General features: G+C 65.8%; 16 protein-coding genes and 1 tRNA gene. 2 read left to right on the top strand and 15 right to left on the bottom strand.

Translation table 11 applies throughout. The annotated features are described in order from the left end of the window. Positions 1–143 precede the first annotated feature (143 nt). From rpoC to tuf, 12 genes are all read right to left on the bottom strand, one after another. Positions 144–4,343, bottom strand: coding sequence for a DNA-directed RNA polymerase subunit beta' (gene rpoC / locus O5O54_RS01855; RefSeq protein WP_279478034.1), 4,200 nt, complete (start codon positions 4,341–4,343; stop codon positions 144–146). Between the two features lie 139 nt (positions 4,344–4,482). Continuing rightward, positions 4,483–8,637, bottom strand: coding sequence for a DNA-directed RNA polymerase subunit beta (gene rpoB, locus O5O54_RS01850; protein ID WP_279478033.1), 4,155 nt, complete (start codon positions 8,635–8,637; stop codon positions 4,483–4,485). A 282-nt stretch (positions 8,638–8,919) separates the two neighbouring features. After that, positions 8,920–9,297, bottom strand: coding sequence for a 50S ribosomal protein L7/L12 (gene rplL, locus O5O54_RS01845; protein ID WP_090966815.1), 378 nt, complete (start codon positions 9,295–9,297; stop codon positions 8,920–8,922). Positions 9,298–9,348: 51 nt separating this feature from the next. Beyond that, entirely contained in the window at positions 9,349–9,867 is a 519-nt protein-coding gene (rplJ, locus tag O5O54_RS01840) for a 50S ribosomal protein L10 (protein WP_279478032.1), read from the bottom strand. Positions 9,868–10,239: 372 nt separating this feature from the next. Beyond that, a complete protein-coding gene (gene rplA, locus O5O54_RS01835) occupies positions 10,240–10,941 on the bottom strand; it encodes a 50S ribosomal protein L1 (protein ID WP_279478031.1) in 702 nt (233 codons plus the stop codon). A gap of 5 nt (positions 10,942–10,946) precedes the next feature. Next, positions 10,947–11,375 (bottom strand): 50S ribosomal protein L11, encoded by a 429-nt coding sequence (gene rplK, locus O5O54_RS01830; RefSeq protein ID WP_279478030.1) that lies wholly within the window; start codon positions 11,373–11,375, stop codon positions 10,947–10,949. A 147-nt stretch (positions 11,376–11,522) separates the two neighbouring features. Beyond that, positions 11,523–12,053, bottom strand: a complete 531-nt coding sequence (gene nusG / locus O5O54_RS01825; RefSeq protein ID WP_279478029.1) for a transcription termination/antitermination protein NusG — start codon at positions 12,051–12,053, stop codon at positions 11,523–11,525. Positions 12,054–12,077: 24 nt separating this feature from the next. Then, positions 12,078–12,278, bottom strand: coding sequence for a preprotein translocase subunit SecE (gene secE / locus O5O54_RS01820; RefSeq protein ID WP_279478028.1), 201 nt, complete (start codon positions 12,276–12,278; stop codon positions 12,078–12,080). A 134-nt stretch (positions 12,279–12,412) separates the two neighbouring features. Then, a tRNA-Trp gene (locus tag O5O54_RS01815) sits at positions 12,413–12,488 on the bottom strand. Between the two features lie 50 nt (positions 12,489–12,538). Next, a complete protein-coding gene (locus O5O54_RS01810) occupies positions 12,539–13,396 on the bottom strand; it encodes a 3-deoxy-manno-octulosonate cytidylyltransferase (RefSeq protein ID WP_279478027.1) in 858 nt (285 codons plus the stop codon). A gap of 5 nt (positions 13,397–13,401) precedes the next feature. Then, on the bottom strand, positions 13,402–14,100 hold the full coding sequence (locus O5O54_RS01805; protein ID WP_279478026.1) for a glycosyltransferase: 699 nt from the start codon (positions 14,098–14,100) through the stop codon (positions 13,402–13,404). A 143-nt stretch (positions 14,101–14,243) separates the two neighbouring features. Beyond that, on the bottom strand, positions 14,244–15,419 hold the full coding sequence (gene tuf / locus O5O54_RS01800; protein ID WP_279478025.1) for an elongation factor Tu: 1,176 nt from the start codon (positions 15,417–15,419) through the stop codon (positions 14,244–14,246). A gap of 182 nt (positions 15,420–15,601) precedes the next feature. Here tuf and O5O54_RS01795 point away from each other — a divergent pair, with 182 nt between their 5' ends. Both O5O54_RS01795 and O5O54_RS01790 read left to right on the top strand, forming a co-directional pair. Continuing rightward, entirely contained in the window at positions 15,602–15,781 is a 180-nt protein-coding gene (locus tag O5O54_RS01795) for a hypothetical protein (protein ID WP_279478024.1), read from the top strand. 3 nt (positions 15,782–15,784) lie between these two features. Continuing rightward, a complete protein-coding gene (locus O5O54_RS01790; protein ID WP_279478023.1) occupies positions 15,785–16,408 on the top strand; it encodes an exopolysaccharide biosynthesis protein in 624 nt (207 codons plus the stop codon). Between the two features lie 88 nt (positions 16,409–16,496). On the opposite strand, the gene O5O54_RS01785 is transcribed toward O5O54_RS01790, so the two are convergent. From O5O54_RS01785 to O5O54_RS01775, 3 genes are read right to left on the bottom strand one after another with little or no spacing between them, the layout of a single operon-like run. Next, positions 16,497–17,216 (bottom strand): hypothetical protein, encoded by a 720-nt coding sequence (locus tag O5O54_RS01785; RefSeq protein WP_279478022.1) that lies wholly within the window; start codon positions 17,214–17,216, stop codon positions 16,497–16,499. A 3-nt stretch (positions 17,217–17,219) separates the two neighbouring features. Continuing rightward, the gene (locus O5O54_RS01780) at positions 17,220–18,506 is read right to left on the bottom strand and encodes an endo-1,4-beta-xylanase (RefSeq protein WP_279478021.1); all 1,287 of its coding nucleotides are present in this window, start codon (positions 18,504–18,506) and stop codon (positions 17,220–17,222) included. Further along, a complete protein-coding gene (locus O5O54_RS01775; RefSeq protein ID WP_279478020.1) occupies positions 18,506–18,778 on the bottom strand; it encodes a hypothetical protein in 273 nt (90 codons plus the stop codon). Before O5O54_RS01775 ends, O5O54_RS01780 begins: the two co-directional genes overlap by 1 nt. Between the last annotated feature and the right edge of the window lie 102 nt (positions 18,779–18,880).

The raw sequence follows: 18,880 nt of genomic DNA, 5'->3' as shown, positions 1-18,880 counted from the left end.
CCTCACATCGGCTCTGTTGGCGGGTGTTTAACGATTCCGTCTCCGCGCGTCAACCCTGCTCCGGGCTTGCTGGGGCACGATGTTCAAATGAAAAGGGGCCGCCAGCGTGGCGGCCCCTCCCCGTCGGTTCCGACAGTTCCGCCTTACTCGGCGGCGTTGGTCAGGTTGGTCAGCATGCGGTCGGCTTCGACCGCGTTGGACGACTTGCGACGGTCGTCCAGGATCAGGTCGTCGCGCGAGGTCGCGATGCGGCGGACCTGGGTCATCATGCCGCCCGTGCCGGCCGGGATGAGACGGCCGACGATGACGTTCTCCTTGAGACCCTGCAGCGTGTCCATCTTGCCGGCGACCGCCGCCTCGGTGAGGACGCGGGTGGTCTCCTGGAAGGACGCCGCCGAGATGAAGCTCGGCGTCTGCAGCGAGGCCTTGGTGATGCCGAGCAGCACCGGATTGCCGGAAGCCGGCTTCTTGCCCTCTTCCTCAAGGCGCTCGTTGACCTCGGCCAGTTCGATCCGGTCGACATGGTCGCCCGGAATGTAGCCGCTGTCGCCCGACTCCACGATCTCGACCTTCTGCAGCATCTGGCGAACGATCACCTCGATGTGCTTGTCGTTGATCACGACGCCCTGGAGGCGATAGACTTCCTGGATCTCGTTCACGAGGTAGCTCGCCAGCGCCTCGACGCCCCGGATGGCCAGGATGTCGTGCGGTGCCGGGTTGCCGTCGAGGATGTGGTCGCCCTTCTCGATGACGTCGCCTTCCTGGAGATGGAACGGCTTGCCCTTCGGGATCAGGTACTCGACCGGCTCGACGCCGTCCTCGTGCGGCTCGATGATGATGCGGCGCTTGTTCTTGTAGTCGCGTCCGAACCGCACCGTGCCGTCGATCTCGGCGATGACCGCGTTGTCCTTCGGCTTGCGGGCCTCGAACAGCTCGGCCACGCGCGGCAGACCGCCCGTGATGTCCTTGGTCTTCGCGCTTTCCATCGGAATACGCGACAGGACGTCGCCGGCGCGGACCGTCGCACCCGGCTCCACCGAGAGGATCGCGTCCACCGACAGGAAATAGCGGGCGTCGGTGCCGCGCGCGAGCTTGGCGACCGAGCCGTCCTTGGCACGGATGACCATGGCCGGCTTGAGGTCGGCGCCGCGCGGGTTGGCCCGCCAGTCGATGACCTGGCGCTTGGTGATGCCGGTCGACTCGTCCGCCTGCTCGGAGACCGAAAGGCCTTCGACCAGATCCTCGAACTCCACCGTGCCGTCGAGCTCGGTGAGGACCGGACGGGTATACGGATCCCACTCCGCGATACGCTGGCCGCGACGCACCTGGTCGCCGTCGTCCACGAAGATGCGCGAACCGTAGGTGATACGGTGCGACGCACGCTCCTTGCCCGACGGATCGAGGATCAGGATCGCCATGTTGCGGCCCATCGCCACGAGACGCCCGTCGGAATCGCGAACCACGTTGCGGTTGCGGATCTGGACGGTGCCCTCGTACGACGCTTCCAGGAACGACGAGTCCACGACCTGCGCGGTGCCGCCCATGTGGAAGGTGCGCATGGTGAGCTGCGTGCCCGGCTCGCCGATCGACTGAGCCGCGATGACGCCGACGGCCTCGCCCAAGTTGACGGGCGTGCCGCGCGCGAGGTCGCGGCCGTAGCAGACGGCGCAGATGCCGGTGCGCACTTCGCAGGTCAGCGCCGAGCGGATCTTCACCGACTGGACGCCGGCCTTTTCGATCACCTCGACGTCACGCTCCTCGACGGTCGTGCCGGCCTTGACCAGGACGTCGCCCGTCGCCGGGTTCACCACGTCCTCGAGCGCCGTGCGGCCGAGGATGCGCTGGCCCAGCGTCGCCACGATCTGACCGGCATCCACGATGGGCTGCATGGTCAGGCCGTTGTCGGTGCCGCAGTCGGCCTGCGTGATGATGCAGTCCTGCGCGACGTCGACGAGGCGGCGGGTCAGGTAGCCCGAGTTGGCGGTCTTCAGTGCCGTGTCCGCGAGGCCCTTGCGGGCGCCGTGGGTGGAGTTGAAGTACTCGAGAACCGTCAGGCCTTCCTTGAAGTTCGAGATGATCGGCGTCTCGATGATCTCGCCGGAAGGCTTGGTCATCAGGCCGCGCATCGCGCCGAGCTGGCGCATCTGCGTGGGCGAACCGCGCGCACCGGAGTGGGACATCATATAGATCGAGTTCATCGGCTTCTGCCGGCCCGTCTCCGGGTTGAACTCGACCGCCTTGATGCGGCCCATCATCTCTTCGGCGATCTTGTCCGTGCACTTGGCCCAGGCGTCGACCACCTTGTTGTACTTCTCGCCCTGGGTGATCAGGCCGTCGTTGTACTGCTGCTCGTATTCCTTCGCGAGCGCCTGCGTCTCGCCGATCAGCTTCGGCTTGGTCTCGGGGATGACCATGTCATCCTTGCCGAAGGAGATGCCGGCCGTGCAGGCGTGCTTGAAACCGAGCTGCATGATGCGGTCGCAGAAGATCACCGTGTCCTTCTGACCGCAGTGACGGTACACCTGGTCGATCAGACGCGAGATGTTCTTCTTCGTCATCAGGTCGTTGGCGATGTCGAAGGGGATCTTGTGCGTCTTCGGCAGCAGCTGCGCGATGAGCATGCGACCGGGCGTCGTCTCGTAGATCTTCGAGACGGGGTTGCCCTTCTCGTCGACCGTCTTGAAACGACCCTTGATCTTGGTGTGCAGCGTGATCGCCTTGGTGAAGAGCGCCTGCTCCATCTCGCCGATGTCGGAGAAGGCCATGCCCTGCCCCGGCTCGTTCTCGTTCATGATCGAGAGGTAGTAGAGGCCCAGCACCATGTCCTGCGACGGCACGATGATCGGCGCGCCGTTCGCGGGATGCAGGATGTTGTTGGTCGACATCATCAGGACGCGCGCTTCGAGCTGCGCCTCGATGGACAGCGGAACGTGCACCGCCATCTGGTCGCCGTCGAAATCCGCATTGAAGGCCGTGCAGACCAGCGGGTGAAGCTGGATCGCCTTGCCCTCGATCAGGATCGGCTCGAACGCCTGGATGCCGAGGCGGTGCAGCGTCGGCGCGCGGTTGAGCAGCACCGGATGCTCGCGGATGACCTCGTCCAGAATGTCCCAGACCTCCGGACGCTCCTTCTCGACGAGCTTCTTCGCCTGCTTCACCGTAGAGGAGAAGCCCTTGGCGTCGAGGCGCGCGTAGATGAAGGGCTTGAAAAGCTCGAGCGCCATCTTCTTCGGCAGGCCGCACTGGTGCAGCTTCAGCTCCGGACCCGTCACGATGACCGAGCGGCCGGAATAGTCGACGCGCTTGCCCAGCAGGTTCTGGCGGAAGCGGCCCTGCTTGCCCTTCAGCATGTCGGAGAGCGACTTCAGCGGGCGCTTGTTGGCGCCCGTGATGACGCGGCCGCGCCGGCCGTTGTCGAACAGCGCGTCCACCGCCTCCTGAAGCATGCGCTTCTCGTTGCGGATGATGATGCCCGGCGCGCGCAGCTCGATCAGCCGCTTCAGGCGGTTGTTGCGGTTGATGACGCGGCGGTAGAGGTCGTTGAGGTCGGACGTCGCGAAGCGGCCGCCGTCCAGCGGGACCAGCGGGCGCAGGTCCGGCGGGATCACCGGCACGACGCGCATGATCATCCATTCCGGCTTGTTGCCGGACTCCAGGAAGTTCTCGACGATCTTCAGCCGCTTCATCAGCTTCTTCTGCTTCAGATCCGACGTGGTGGTCGCCAGCTCCTCACGCAGATCGCCCGCGATGCGCTCGAGCTCCATGGAGCCGAGAAGCTCCTGGATCGCCTCGGCGCCAATCAGCGCGGTGAACGAGTCCTCGCCGTACTCGTCCACGGCGATCATGTACTCCTCCTCCGTCAGGAGCTGGTGCTCCTTCAGGGCGGTGAGACCGGGCTCGGTGACGATGTAGTTCTCGAAGTAGAGGACGCGCTCGATGTCCTTCAGCGTCATGTCGAGCAGCGTGCCGATGCGGCTCGGGAGCGACTTCAGGAACCAGATGTGCGCGACGGGGGCCGCCAGCTCGATGTGGCCCATGCGCTCGCGGCGCACGCGCGAGAGGGTGACCTCGACGCCGCACTTCTCGCAGATGATACCCTTGTACTTCATGCGCTTGTACTTGCCGCACAAGCATTCGTAGTCCTTGATCGGACCGAAGATGCGCGCGCAGAACAGGCCGTCGCGCTCCGGCTTGAACGTGCGGTAGTTGATCGTCTCCGGCTTCTTGATCTCGCCGAACGACCACGAAAGGATCTTCTCCGGGCTCGCGAGCGAGATCCGGATCGAATCGAACGTCTGCGCCTGCACCTGAGGATTGAAGAGATTCATGACCTCTTGATTCATGGTGCTGTCTCCTTTTCAGGGCCTCGCGCCCCGCAACGCGCCGGGCGGAGCCGGCGCCAAGATCATCCGCAAAGTCCGATCGGCGCCCCAAAACCGTGGCGCCGACCATGGCCGCACAAGGCGACCTTTGCGTGGCGGCCTATTCGGCCGCGTCGGGAAGGCCCTGGAGCGGGCCCGCGCTCGACGGAAGCTGGTCGGGAACCGACTGCGACAGATCGACGTCGAGGCCCAGCGAGCGCATTTCCTTGACGAGCACGTTGAAGCTCTCGGGAATGCCGGACTCGAACGCGTCGTCGCCGCGCACGATCGACTCGTAGACCTTGGTGCGGCCCGCGACGTCGTCCGACTTCACCGTCAGCATCTCCTGCAGCGTGTAGGCGGCGCCGTAGGCTTCCAGCGCCCAGACCTCCATCTCGCCGAAGCGCTGGCCGCCGAACTGCGCCTTGCCGCCCAGCGGCTGCTGGGTGACCAGCGAGTACGGGCCGATCGAGCGGGCGTGGATCTTGTCGTCCACCAGGTGGTGCAGCTTCAGCATATAGATGTAGCCGACCGTGACCTGACGATCGAACGGCTCGCCCGTACGCCCGTCGTAGAGCGTGACCTGGCCCGAGCCGTTCAGCCCGGCCTTCTCCAGCATCTCGACGATGTCCGGCTCGACCGCGCCGTCGAAGACCGGGGTCGCGATCGACACGCCGCGCTTCATCTGCTTGGCGAGCGTCAGCACCGACTCGTCGTCGTAGTTGGCCACGCGCTCGTTGCGGTCGCTGTCGCCGAGAAGCCCGGCGATCTCCTGCCGCAGCGGCTGGACGTCGTGCGACTGCTGGTACGCTTCCAGCATCTCGCCGATCTTCTTGCCCATGCCGGCACAGGCCCAGCCGAGATGCGTCTCCAGGATCTGGCCGACGTTCATGCGCGACGGCACGCCCAGCGGATTCAGAACGATGTCGACATGCGTGCCGTCCGCGTTGAACGGCATGTCCTCGACCGGAACGATGCGCGAGACGACGCCCTTGTTGCCGTGACGGCCGGCCATCTTGTCGCCCGGCTGGATCTTGCGCTTGACGGCGACGAAGACCTTCACCTGCTTCATGACGCCCGGAGGCAGCTCGTCGCCGCGCTGGACCTTCTCGACCTTGTCCATGAAGCGCGCTTCGAGCAGCTTCTTGGAGTCGTCGTAGACCTGGCGCAGAGCCTCGAGCTCGCCCTGCAGACGCTCGTCCTCGACGGCGAACATCCACCACTGCGAACGCGAGTACTCGTTCATCACCTCGGCCGACAGCTCGCCGCCCTTCCGGAAGCCCTTCGGCCCGGCGATGGCAACCTTGCCCGACAGCATCTCGACCAGGCGGCCGTAGACGTTGCGGTCCAGGATCGCCTGCTCGTCGTCGCGGTCCTTGGCGAGGCGCTCGATCTCCTCGCGCTCGATCGCCATGGCGCGCTCGTCCTTTTCGACGCCGTGCCGGTTGAAGACGCGCACTTCCACGACCGTGCCGTAGGTGCCCGGAGGCATGCGGTTCGACGTGTCGCGAACGTCCGAGGCCTTCTCGCCGAAGATGGCGCGCAGGAGCTTTTCCTCCGGCGTCATCGGGCTTTCGCCCTTCGGCGTGATCTTGCCGACCAGGATGTCGCCCGGCTGAACCTCGGCACCGATATAGACGATGCCCGCCTCGTCGAGGTTGCGCAGCGCTTCTTCCGAGACGTTCGGAATGTCGCGCGTGATCTCCTCGGGGCCGAGCTTGGTATCGCGCGCCATGACCTCGAACTCCTCGATGTGGATCGAGGTGAAGACGTCGTCGGCGACGATGCGCTCGGAAAGGAGGATCGAGTCCTCGTAGTTGTAGCCGTTCCACGGCATGAACGCGACGAGCACGTTCCGGCCGAGGGCCAGATCGCCGAGATCGGTGGACGGGCCGTCCGCGATGATGTCGCCCTTGCGCACCCGGTCGCCCATCTTCACCAGCGGGCGCTGGTTGATGCAGGTCGACTGGTTGGAGCGCTGGAACTTCATCAGGCGGTAGATGTCGACGCCCGAACGGCCGGACTCGAGGTCCTCCGTCGCGCGGATGACGATACGCGTCGCGTCCACCTGATCGACGATGCCGGTCCGGCGCGCGGCGATGGCCGCGCCCGAGTCACGGGCGACGATCGGCTCCATGCCGGTGCCGACGAACGGCGCCTCGGCGCGCACCAGCGGCACGGCCTGACGCTGCATGTTCGAGCCCATGAGCGCGCGGTTCGCGTCGTCGTTCTCGAGGAACGGAATCAGCGCCGCGGCGACCGAAACGAGCTGCTTCGGCGACACGTCCATCAGGTCGACGTTCTCGCGCGGCGTCATGATGACGTCGCCCGCATGGCGGCAGATCACGAGATCCTCGGCGAAGCTGCCGTCCTCGGCGAGCACCGCGTTCGCCTGCGCGACGTGGTGCTTGGCCTCTTCCATGGCGGAAAGGTAGACGACGTCCTGCGTCACCTTGCCGTCGACGATGCGCCGGTACGGGCTCTCGATGAAGCCGTACTTGTTGACGCGCGCGAAGGTCGCCAGCGAGTTGATCAGGCCGATGTTCGGGCCTTCCGGCGTCTCGATCGGGCAGATGCGGCCGTAATGCGTCGGGTGAACGTCGCGCACCTCGAAGCCGGCGCGCTCGCGGGTCAGACCACCGGGGCCGAGCGCCGAGAGACGGCGCTTGTGCGTGATCTCGGACAGCGGGTTGGTCTGGTCCATGAACTGCGAGAGCTGCGAGGAACCGAAGAACTCGCGCACGGCCGCGGCCGCGGGCTTCGCGTTGATCAGGTCCTGCGGCATGACCGTGTCGATCTCGACGGAGGACATGCGCTCCTTGATCGCGCGCTCCATGCGAAGTAGGCCGACGCGGTACTGGTTCTCCATCAGTTCGCCGACCGAGCGCACCCGGCGGTTGCCGAGATTGTCGATGTCGTCGATCTCGCCCTTGCCGTCGCGCAGGTCCACCAGAGTCTTGACGACCGCGAGGATGTCCTCCTTGCGCAGCACGCGCACGGTGTCCTCGGCGTTGACGTCAAGGCGCATGTTCATCTTCACGCGACCGACGGCCGAGAGGTCGTAGCGCTCCGCGTCGAAGAACAGCGACTGGAACATCGCCTCCGCGGTTTCCATGGTCGGGGGCTCGCCCGGACGCATGACGCGGTAGATGTCGAACAGCGCGTCCTGACGGTTCTCGTTCTTGTCGGCCGCCAGCGTGTTGCGGATGTAGGCGCCGACCGTCACGTGATCGATGTCGAGGACCGGGATCTCCTCATGGCCCGCGTCGAGCAGGACCTTGAGCGTCTTCTCGTCGATCTCGTCGCCGGCCTCGAGATAGACCTCGCCCGTCTGATAGTTGACGATGTCCTCGGCGAGGTAGTTGCCGTAGAGGTCCTCCTCCGTGGCGCGCAGCGCGACGACGCCCTTTTCCTTCATCTGGCGGGCCTGGCGGGCCGTGACCTTCTTGCCGGCCTCGACCAGCACTTCGCCCGAGTCCGCGTCGATGAGGTCGGTAAGCGCCTTCTGGCCGCGCACGCGCTCGACCGAGAAGGGAATGCGCCAGCCGGCCTTGTCCTTCTGGAACTGGATGACGTTGTAGAAGGTCGAGAGGATTTCCTCGCCGTCCATGCCGAGTGCCATGAGGAGGCTCGACACGGGGATCTTGCGGCGGCGGTCGATGCGCGCGAACACGATGTCCTTGGCGTCGAACTCGATGTCGAGCCAGGAACCGCGATAGGGGATCACGCGCGCGGCGAACAGCAGCTTGCCCGACGAGTGCGACTTGCCCTTGTCGTGGTCGAAGAACACGCCCGGCGAGCGGTGCATCTGCGAGACGATGACGCGCTCGGTGCCGTTCACGATGAACGTGCCGTTGGACGTCATGAGCGGCATGTCGCCCATGTAGACGTCCTGCTCCTTGATGTCCTTGATGGACTTCGAGCCGGTGTCCTCGTCGACATCGAACACGATGAGGCGCAGGGTCACCTTCAGCGGCGCGGCAAAGGTCAGGTCGCGTTGACGGCACTCATCGACGTCGAACTTCGGCTGCTCGAACTCGTACTTGACGAATTCCAGCATCGAGTTGCCGGCGAAGTCGGAGATCGGGAACACGGAACGGAAGACGGACTGCAGCCCCTCGTCCGGGCGCCCGCCCTCGGGCTCGTCCACCATCAGGAACTGGTCGTAGGAGGCCTTCTGAACCTCGATGAGGTTCGGCATTTCGGCGACTTCGGGGATCGACCCGAAGAACTTGCGCACCCGCCTGCGACCGCTAAACGTCGTCGTCTGAGACATCGTCGCTCCTTGCTCTCGTCATCGCCCTTGACCGAAGGGCTCGAATTTCGTGTCCTCGGAGTGAGGACATCCGCTTCCGCCGCGAACGGAAGCGGGGCCGTCAGCGCCGTCGAGGCGCCCTGCCCGCGTCTCCCAAAGCCACGCAGATCATGGCCTCGGAACACGTGGGCGCCGGAAGGGAGGACGCCGTCATGGCGGCCCGCTCGTTCCGAGCACGGAAGGCGGAACGGCAAACTGCCGTCCCGCCCGCCAATTTCAGACGTAAGACGCCGGACGGCGGTCTTACTTGACGTCGACCTTCGCGCCAGCCTTCTCGAGCTGGTCCTTGATCTTGGCGGCCTCGTCCTTCGACGCGCCTTCCTTGACCGGCTTCGGAGCGCCGTCGACGAGGTCCTTGGCTTCCTTGAGGCCGAGGCCCGTGATCGCACGGACTTCCTTGATGACGTTGATCTTGTTCGCGCCGGCGTCGGCGAGGATCACGTCGAACTCGGTCTTCTCCTCGACCTCGGCGGCCGGGGCGCCAGCACCGCCGGCGGCGGCGACGGCGACCGGAGCGGCGGCGGAGACGCCCCACTTCTCTTCGAGCATCTTCGAGAGCTCGGCGGCCTCGAGGACGGTCAGGGCCGACAGGTCTTCAACGATCTTGGCGAGATCAGCCATTGTAGTCTTCCTTTACGGTTCGAATGTTCTGAATTAGCTGAGGAACGAGCCTCACGCCGCTTCGTCCTTCTTGGCATACGCCGCGAAAACGCGCGCGAGCTGAGCCGCGGGCGCTGCAACGACGCCTGCGATGCGGGTCGCCGGGGTCTGGATCATACCCAGCAGCTTGCCACGCAGTTCGTCGAGCGACGGAAGGGCGGCCAAAGCCTTGACCCCTTCCGCATCGAGAGCGGTGGTGCCCATCGCACCGCCGAGGATCACGAGCTTGTCGTTGCCCTTGGCGAAGTCGTTGGCCACCTTCGGCGCCGCGATCGGATCCGTGGAATAGGCGATCAGGGTCTGGCCCTGAAACAATCCCTGGATCTTCTCGGCGTCCGTGCCTTGAAGAGCGATTTGGGCGAGGCGGTTCTTCGCGACTTTGACGGTGCCACCCTGCGCGCGCATCTTCGACCGGAGGTCGTTCATCTGCGCGACGGTGAGACCGGCGTAACGAGCCACCACGATCGCGCCCGAGGCCTTGAAGGTCTCGTTCAGCTCCGTGACGAACTCGCGCTTTTCCGCTCTGTCCACTGCCACTCTCCAGTTGGAGCGCACCCTTGCGGCTGCACTCCGGTTGCCGTTTGCCGCCCGACGGGTCGGGCGACGCTCGAGGATCCTGTCCCCTTGGCTTCTGGGATCCGCAATGGAACCGGCAGTCGCAGCAAGGCATTCAGAGGTTCGAACCGAAGGTATCGGACACGGATGGCCGACGAATTCGGATCTTTCCCCGTCTCATGCGGGCTTGGCGATTAAGATGGACTGGCTGGCAAGCCGCTCCGTCGCCCGCAATCTCGGACAGGAAGACGAAAGGCCGGAGCCGTTCGTCCCTTTCCGCAGGGCCGAAGCCCCGCGGAAACTTTGAGGGAAGCCGCCGACATAGGTCGGCCGCCTCCCGAATTCAAACTACTCGGCCGCGCGAACGGTGGCCGGGTCGATCTTGATGCCGGGGCCCATGGTCGAGGACACGGCGACGCGCTGGACGTAGTTGCCCTTGGCGCCCGTCGGCTTGGCCTTCTGCACGGCGTCCGCGAAGGCGCGGATGTTCTCGAGCAGCGCCTCGGCGCCGAAGCTCGCCTTGCCGATGCCGGCATGGACGATACCAGCCTTCTCGACGCGGAACTCGACGGCGCCGCCCTTTGACGCCTTCACGGCGGCCGCGACGTCCGGCGTCACGGTTCCGACGCGCGGGTTCGGCATCAGGCCGCGGGGGCCGAGCACCTTGCCCAGGCGACCGACGAGACCCATCATGTCGGGGGTCGCGATGGCGCGATCGAAGTCGATCTGGCCGCCCTGGACCTTCTCGACCAGCTCTTCGGCGCCAACGATGTCGGCGCCGGCGGCCTTGGCCTCTTCGGCCTTGTCGCCGCGCGCGAACACCGCGACGCGAACCGTGCGGCCCGTGCCGTTCGGCAGGTTGACGACGCCGCGGACCATCTGGTCGGCGTGGCGCGGATCGACGCCGAGGTTCATGGCGACCTCGATCGTCTCGTCGAACTTCGCCGACGCGCGGTCCTTCAGGAGCGACACGGCCTCCGACAGGTCGTAGAGCTTCTCGCGGTCGATGCCCTCACGAGCCTTCGCAATGCGCTTGCCAATCTTCGCCATGGTCTTCAGCCCACCACTTCCAGGCCCATGGAACGGGCGGAGCCCATCACCATCGCCATCGCCGCATCGACGTCGTTCGCGTTCAGGTCCTTCATCTTCTTCTCGGCGATCTCGCGGACCTGGGCCTGCGTGACCGTGCCGGCCTTGACCTTGCCGGGCTCCTTGGAGCCGCTGGTCAGGCCCGCGGCCTTCTTGAGGAAGAAGCTCACCGGAGCCGTCTTCATCACGAAGGTGAAGGACTTGTCGACGTAGTAGGTGATCACGACCGGAACCGGCGATCCCTTCTCCATCTCCTGGGTCTGCGCGTTGAACGCCTTGCAGAACTCCATGATGTTGATGCCGCGCTGACCCAGCGCAGGACCGATCGGGGGCGACGGGGTCGCCGAGCCGGCCTTGACCTGCAGCTTGAGCTGGCCCGCTACTTTCTTAGCCATAAGCTTCTGCCTCTATGTTGGACCGGCGAGCCGGTCGTTCGGCCACTGACGCGGCCATGCAGGAGTGCGGTACGGATCTCGACGAGGCCGGCTTCAGCCTCATCCACCTCCCGCACGGGGTTCGGGCGACCAAGCCGCCCGTCCCGGTCAGACCTTTTCGACCTGACCGAATTCGAGATCCACCGGCGTCGCACGCCCGAAGATGGAAACCTCCACCTTGAGCCGCGCCCGCTCCTGATCCACTTCCTGGACCACGCCGTTGAACGAGGCGAAGGGTCCGTCGGACACGCGCACCTGCTCCCCGACATCGAAGAGCACGGTGGCCTTCGGGCGCTCCACGCCCTCCTGAACCTGGTTCAGGATGTGGTTCGCCTCGGCCTCCGAGATCGGCACCGGGCGGTTATCAGGCCCCAGGAAGCCGGTGACCTTCGGCGTGTTCTTGATGAGCGAGAACACCTGGTCCGTCAGCTCGGCCTTCACCAGCACGTAGCCCGGGAAGAACTTGCGCTCGGAATCGACCTTCCGGCCGCGCCGCACTTCGACGAACTTCTCGGTCGGAACGAGGATCTTCTCGAACTTGTCGGTCAGGCCCTTCTGGCGCGCCTGCTCCTCGATCGATTCGGCGACCTTCTTCTCGAAGTTCGAATAGGCGTGGACGATGTACCAGCGAGCGGTCATTGAATTCCTGCTTCTATCCAGCAATCAGCGGCCGGCGCTCATGATGTAGCCGATCACCCAGGCGATCAGCTGATCCGCCACGAAGAGGAACGCGGCGGCGAAGGCGACCATGATGAAGACCATCACCGTCGAAATGAGCGTCTCGCGGCGGGTCGGCCAGGTCACCTTGGCGACCTCGGAGCGGACCTGCTGGATGAACGTGAAGGGATTAGTCTTGGAGGCCATGTACCGCTCACGACTGCGGGCGCGCAAAAGCTGGACGGCCAGCCCCACGCGCCACGTGTCTGTTAAGCCCTACATAACCGGACCCCCCGTGATTCACAAGGGGCAAGGGGTGGACAATTTGCTAAGATGATCCATGGCAGGGGCAGAGGGGCTCGAACCCCCGACCTGCGGTTTTGGAGACCGCCGCTCTACCAACTGAGCTATACCCCTGTGTGCCGAAGCGGCTTCCGAATAATGCGGACGCGCCCGGTTTGCAAGTCTTATCCCCCGCCTTTGGCGGCGTCCTGTTCGGCGATCCTGGCCTTGCGGGTCTTCGGCTTGATCGAACGCAGCCAGTCGCCGAGGCGGCGCTGCGGGCGCGTCGCGCGCAGGAGATCGTCGATCGCTGCGTTCGCCCCGTCGAGCCGCTCGGCCAAGACCTCGGCGGAGACCAGCGCAACATCCGCGCGCGACACGTCGGGAAAGCGCCGCGCCACCGTCCCGAACAGATCGTCGCTCGCAACGCCCGCCGTCTCGATTCGGCCCGCGCGCAGGAGGAGGCGCTGCACGATCTGCTCGAAGGTCCAGTCGTGATCGGTGAAGAGCTTCCAGCGTTTGGAGCGGCGCGCGGTGAAACCGGCCAGGACGATTCGGCTCGCCGGGCAGCGCTCGACCAGGAACAGCGCCAGCGCGAAACCGCTCGTCGCCACCTGATCGGACGGGTAGAACCCCTCCATCCCCCCCGCCATGTCGAGATGGCCGACCGGAACGCTTCCGCCGAACTCCGCGGGCGCGCTGAACCGCTCGTGGTGCCCCGCCCGCAGGTTGCAGATGCCCTGGAACCTTGGGTTTCTCACGAGCCGCAGGACGTCCTCGACCTCGCGGCGGTAGACGATGTTGACCCCGGCGCGGCTGGAGCGAGCGACCAGCAGGCATTCGCCGTCGAACGGCGCGTCCAGCACCTTGTAGACCTTGTTGAAGAAGACGAAGAGAGCGCCCTCGCCGTAGCGCAGCCGCAGGTCGGCGATCCGCACGGCGTCGCTGTTGGCGACGAGCACCACCGTCTCGTAGGCGCCGAAGACTTCGGCCCAGCGTTCGGCCGCCCCCGCTTCTCCCTCCTGCGGCAACCCATCGCGCAAGGCGTTCAGTCCTTCGGCGCGCGCTGCGTCACGTGGAGCGTGCGCTCGCGCATGGCGAACCATTCGTCGGCGTAGTCGTCGTTGCGATACTCGTCGAAATAGGGACCGCCATCGGTGAAATGGACGTTCTTGGCCGCCGGGTCGTGATCGTATTCGTTGACCAGCCAGTTCCAGGCCGCCGGCAGCTCGCCGATCTGCCCGTCGTTCTCCAGCCACTTGAACTGGTGCAGCTCGAGGCCCGTCGCCGTGTTCACGAAGTCCGGCGACAGGGCGCGACACTTGGCGTTATTGAAGAGCATGACGCTCGACCAGTTCTTCTTCTCGTACTTGGTCTGCACCTGGCCGAGGAACTTGGTCTCCACTTTGGGCTGGTAGTCGTGCTTGACGCACATGACCGACGCGCTTTCGTCGCGCAGCGCCCAAAGCTCAGCGATGTCGGCGCGCATCAGCATGTCGCAATCCATGAACAGGCTCCACCCCTCGTAGTTCGAGAGATAGGGAACCAGGAAGCGCGAGAAGGAGAACTCGGTCGACTGCAGGGCGTTGCGCTCGCGCGTGAACGTGCCTTCCAGGTGCGGCAGCACGATCGGGCAGAACATCACGGGCATCGAGGCATGCTCGATGATGCTCTGGGCGAGCACGTGATAGGCCACGACCTCCTTGGAATCGAACCCGATGAAGACCCGTGCGATGTCGGCAGCCATGGACGCTTCCCTTTCCGTTCGCAGACGCTTCTAGAGCCGCGCCCCGGCGGCGACAAGCAAGAACGCCTCCAATCTGACCCGGCGACCCCAAACGAAAACGGGCCCCGAAGGGCCCGCTCGCATGCGATGTCGGATGGTTGAACTTACTCGACGATGCTGGCGACGATACCGGCGCCGACGGTACGGCCGCCCTCGCGGATAGCGAAGCGCAGCTTCTCTTCCATCGCGATCGGAACGATCAGCTTGACGTCCATCGTCACGTTGTCGCCCGGCATCACCATCTCGGTGCCCTCAGGAAGCGTCACCACGCCCGTCACGTCCGTCGTGCGGAAGTAGAACTGCGGACGGTAGTTCGTGAAGAACGGCGTGTGGCGGCCGCCCTCTTCCTTCGTCAGGATGTAGGCCTCGGCCATGAAGCGCGTGTGCGGCTTCACCGAACCCGGCTTGCACAGAACCTGACCGCGCTCCACGCCCTCGCGGTCCACACCGCGAACCAGCGCGCCGATGTTGTCGCCCGCCTGGCCCTGGTCCAGAAGCTTGCGGAACATCTCGACGCCCGTCACCGTCGTCTTCTTCGAATCGCGGATGCCCACGATCTCGACTTCCTCACCGACCTTCACGATGCCGCGCTCCACGCGACCCGTCACCACCGTGCCGCGGCCCGAGATCGAGAACACGTCCTCGATCGGCATCAGGAACGGCTGGTCGACCGGACGCTCCGGCGTCGGGATGTAGGCGTCCACCTCGGCCATCAGCTTGCGCACCGCGTCCTCGCCGATCTCCTTGTTGGAGTCCTCGAGGGCGGCCAGCGCCGAGCCCTTGACGATCGGAATGTCGTCGCCCGGGAAGTCGTAGGACGACAGGAGCTCGCGCACCTCCAGCTCGACGAGCTCGAGAAGCTCGGCGTCGTCGACCTGGTCGACCTTGTTCAGGAACACCACGATCGCGGGAACGCCGACCTGGCGCGCCAAGAGGATGTGCTCGCGCGTCTGCGGCATCGGGCCGTCGGCCGCCGAGCAGACCAGGATCGCACCGTCCATCTGCGCCGCGCCCGTGATCATGTTCTTCACGTAGTCGGCGTGACCCGGGCAGTCCACGTGCGCGTAGTGACGGTTCTCCGTCTCGTACTCCACGTGCGCCGTCGAGATCGTGATGCCGCGTGCCTTCTCCTCCGGCGCCGCGTCGATCTGGTCGTACGCGCGGAACTCGCCGAAGTACTTCGTGATCGCCGCCGTCAGCGACGTCTTCCCGTGATCAACGTGACCAATCGTCCCGATGTTCACATGCGGCTTGTTACGCTCGAATTTGCTCTTCGCCATGATCTCTACCTTGCGCCTAGCACGGACAGGGCCGCGACATAGCGAGTGACAAAGGGAAACACAAGCGGCCCCCGGCACATGGGTCGCGCAAGCGTGAACCAGATGGCCGATTCGATCGCGCCCGGCAGGGCACTTTGTCGCCGGCCGCGCGTTGCGCCTCCCGAAACGTCCGGGAGATAACCATGTCGAACATCCCCATCGAGACCGGCGGGCCCGCCCGCCCCGACACGGAAGCTGAAGAGCTGGCCGCCAAGCACGGCATCAGCCTCGAAGAGGCCAAGCGCCACATCGCGGAGCGAGGCCATGCCAACGCGGCCAAGGACGGCGCAGCGGAAGCGGCGAAGCTTGGTTCCCGGTCCTGAAGCTTGAGCGTCGGACCCGAGTCGCGTCCGCAGACCGGCAGGGCTGGCGAACAGGGGAGCGTCGGCGAGACGCTCGACGAGTTGAAGCGGTCGGCGGACGGAAAGGACACGGTGACGATCCGGACGGTCATCGACGCCTTCGACAGCCGGAGCTACGGCGCCTTCCTCCTTGTCCCGGCACTCCTCGAAATCTCGCCCATCGGCGGCATTCCGGGCGTGCCGACCGTGATCGCCGCCATCATCGCCCTCTTCGCCGCGCAGATCCTCTTCGGCCAAAAAGCCATGTGGCTGCCCGGGTTCCTCGGCTCGCGGAGGCTGTCGTCCGACAGGCTCCACAAGGCGATCGACAAGCTTCGACCGCTCGCGCGTTTCATGGACCGCTGGTTTCACGGCCGCCTCCCGCTGCTGACGAGCACGCCCTTCATGAAGGGCGCGGCCCTCGCGTGCGTCCTTCTGGCCTTTACCGTTCCCCCGCTCGAACTCGTCCCTTTCGCCAGCACCGCGCCGATGGCCGCCGTCGCCGCCTTCGGCCTCGCCATGCTGGTCCGCGACGGCGCGCTGATGGTCGTCGCCTATGCCCTGACGATCCTGACGGCCGGCATCGGCATCCACCTCCTCTTTTGGTGATGCCGGCCGACGGCTTCGGTCCGTCTCTGGCAATGAGGAGCCCGGCGTTGCGGCCGGACTCCTCGATCGTTAGATGCGAGAGACCCGATCAGCCCTTGGCGAGCATGATCGCAACCCCGTCCGTTCCGCTGTCGAACGCCATGGTCGGCGGGACGGAGGGCAACGCGCCGTAGGTCAGAGCGCCTGAGAGGTAGCGACCCGGCGAGGCGAGGTCCTGCCCCTTCGGCCGCGTGTAGACGCCCATCGTCCCCGTGCTGATGCGCTTGACGGTGGCCTGCGTTCCCGTCGGGGTCTTCAGCACCGCCGCGCCGAAGTAGATGCCGGGGTTGAGGTAGACCGTGAGCCCCTGGACGAAGGCGCGCGTCTCACCGGAGTAGGTGGTCGGGTCGAGCAGCAGTTCGCCGCCGTCGGCGATGCGGTTGCCGACCCACTGCGTCTGCCGGTTGTAGCCGTAGAGGCCGAGCCGAACCGCCGCTCCCGCCTGTGGCGTCACCAGATGAATACCGATCGCCTCGATCATCACCTTCCGATGGAAGGTGAACTTCTGCATGATCAGCTTGTTCGGGTTCGGCTGCCCATCCGCCAGCGCCGTGATTCCCGGCGCGAAGCTCGCGTGCCCCGGCGGCCAGAGCGTGTCGTCGAAGGCGGCGAGGATCCACTCGGCCGAGCCCGTCGTGGCGTTGGCGCACTTCCAGAGCTCGCCCGTGTTGCGGTTGAACCAGCTCGATCCGATCGCATAGCCCTGGCTCGCGTCGTTGGCGAAGGTCGGATCGGCGGTGCCGTTCAGCGTGTTCTTGATGTCGGCCATGGATCAGCACTCCAGAAGCGCGTTGCGGATCGCCGCAAGCTGCGGCTTCGGCTGGAAGGTGTCGGTATAGGGGCAGGGCCGCTCGCCCGGCGGCTGGCCATAGGCCTCGGTCCAGGAGTTGTAGCCGTCGTCGAGCGTCCAGCTCAGGAACTGATTGCCGCCCGACGCCTTCACGAAGGGCAGCACCGTGTCGAGAAACCGCTTGGTGATGTCCTGCCCGATCATGTCGTATTGCGGCACCGTGTAGCCGCTCGGCGGACGCGTATCGATCTGGCCGTAAGGGTCCAGGATCCCGTCGCCGTAGCCGGTGCGCAGGTCGAGTTCGGAGACGATCAGCTCCAGCCCCAGCGTCTCGGTCAGTGACCGGCAGAAGGCTCGCAGACGCGTGGCGCTCTGGTTGTCGAAGCCGAGCCGGTAGGTCAGGTGCGCCTGCATGGCGTAGCCATCCACGGGTGCGCCGAGGTTCATGCAGCTCTCGATGCCGGCAACGATGTTGTTGGCATGGTTGAGGAACGTCGTGGACGCGAGCTGCTCGCTCGCATCCTGGCACCAGTAGCGCTTCACGTTCGGCAGCACGTCTCGCATCTTTTGGAAGGCCGAGACGGCCGGCGTGGTGAAGCTGCCGGCCGCCACGGTCCAGGGCGAGTTGCGCCACCCGCCCGGATTGGTCGAACCCGGCGAGAAGACCTCGTTGATGACGTCGAAATTCGACGCCGTCTTGATGCCCGGCACGCTGGCGAGCGCATCGATGCGGGCGTGCTGCAGCGCCTGCCACTGGCCGGGGTTGGCCTGCAGGTAGCTGTCGACCCAGCTGCCGATGTCGCGCTTGGGGTAGTAGGCGCAGTGCCCGCGCCACGCCTTCCCCCTCGCCCGCGCGTCGGCGACGAAGGCGGCGGCGGCCCCCGTCTGGAACGTGCCGAGCGAGGGGTTGAAGTTGTCGGGCATCATCACGAAGCCCGGCACGAAGACGTCGGTGTTCGCCGACAGCCAGTCGATCCGCGTCGGAAAGCCGGCCGGGCCGGGCGCGTTCATCAGCGCGGGCGACTGGATCGACGTGCCGAAGGCGATGCCTTGGCGCCGCGCGATGTCCCGCACGGTCAGCCCGGGATTGTCGTTGGCGAAGGTGCCGACGAGCCGGTTGCCGCTGGGATCGACCAACCCGTCGCCGGCCTCGCCTTTGAGGGCGCCGACGCCGGACAGCGGCGTACCGTCGCTCCCTCCGGCGCCGATCCCGATGCCGAGCCGCTCTCCGAGAAAGCTCGTGCCGATACCGATACCGATCCGGGGCATCAGGCGAGACTCACGATCGCCGAGGCGGTGGTCCCCGTCGCCAGCACGCGCGCGACCCGGATCGGCAGCCCGGAGCCGCTGGCGACGTTCTTGAACACGACCGTGTCGCCGGACACGCGGTCCTTGACCGCAACGTCGCCGCCGACGCCGATATAGAGCCCCGTCGTGACGAACGGCAGATCGTCGGCATCGCTCGGCACCACGGCCAGGACGCGCGTCGCCGGCCCAGCGGCGGTGGTGGCGGTGTAGAGATACAGGTCTTGAGCAGGCATGCTGTCCTCCTTTGAACGGAGGCAGGATGCACCCGAAGCGGAGGACGCGGAGAGATCGGGGAAATGTTCGCCTGACGATCAGGCCCGGCGACGAGCGCCGAG

It is taken from the genome of Aureimonas sp. SK2 (assembly GCF_029813115.1).
Taxonomy (GTDB): Bacteria; Pseudomonadota; Alphaproteobacteria; order Rhizobiales; family Rhizobiaceae; genus Aureimonas.
Note: the sequence above shows the minus strand (reverse complement) of the source record. Positions and strands in the feature narration are given on the sequence as shown.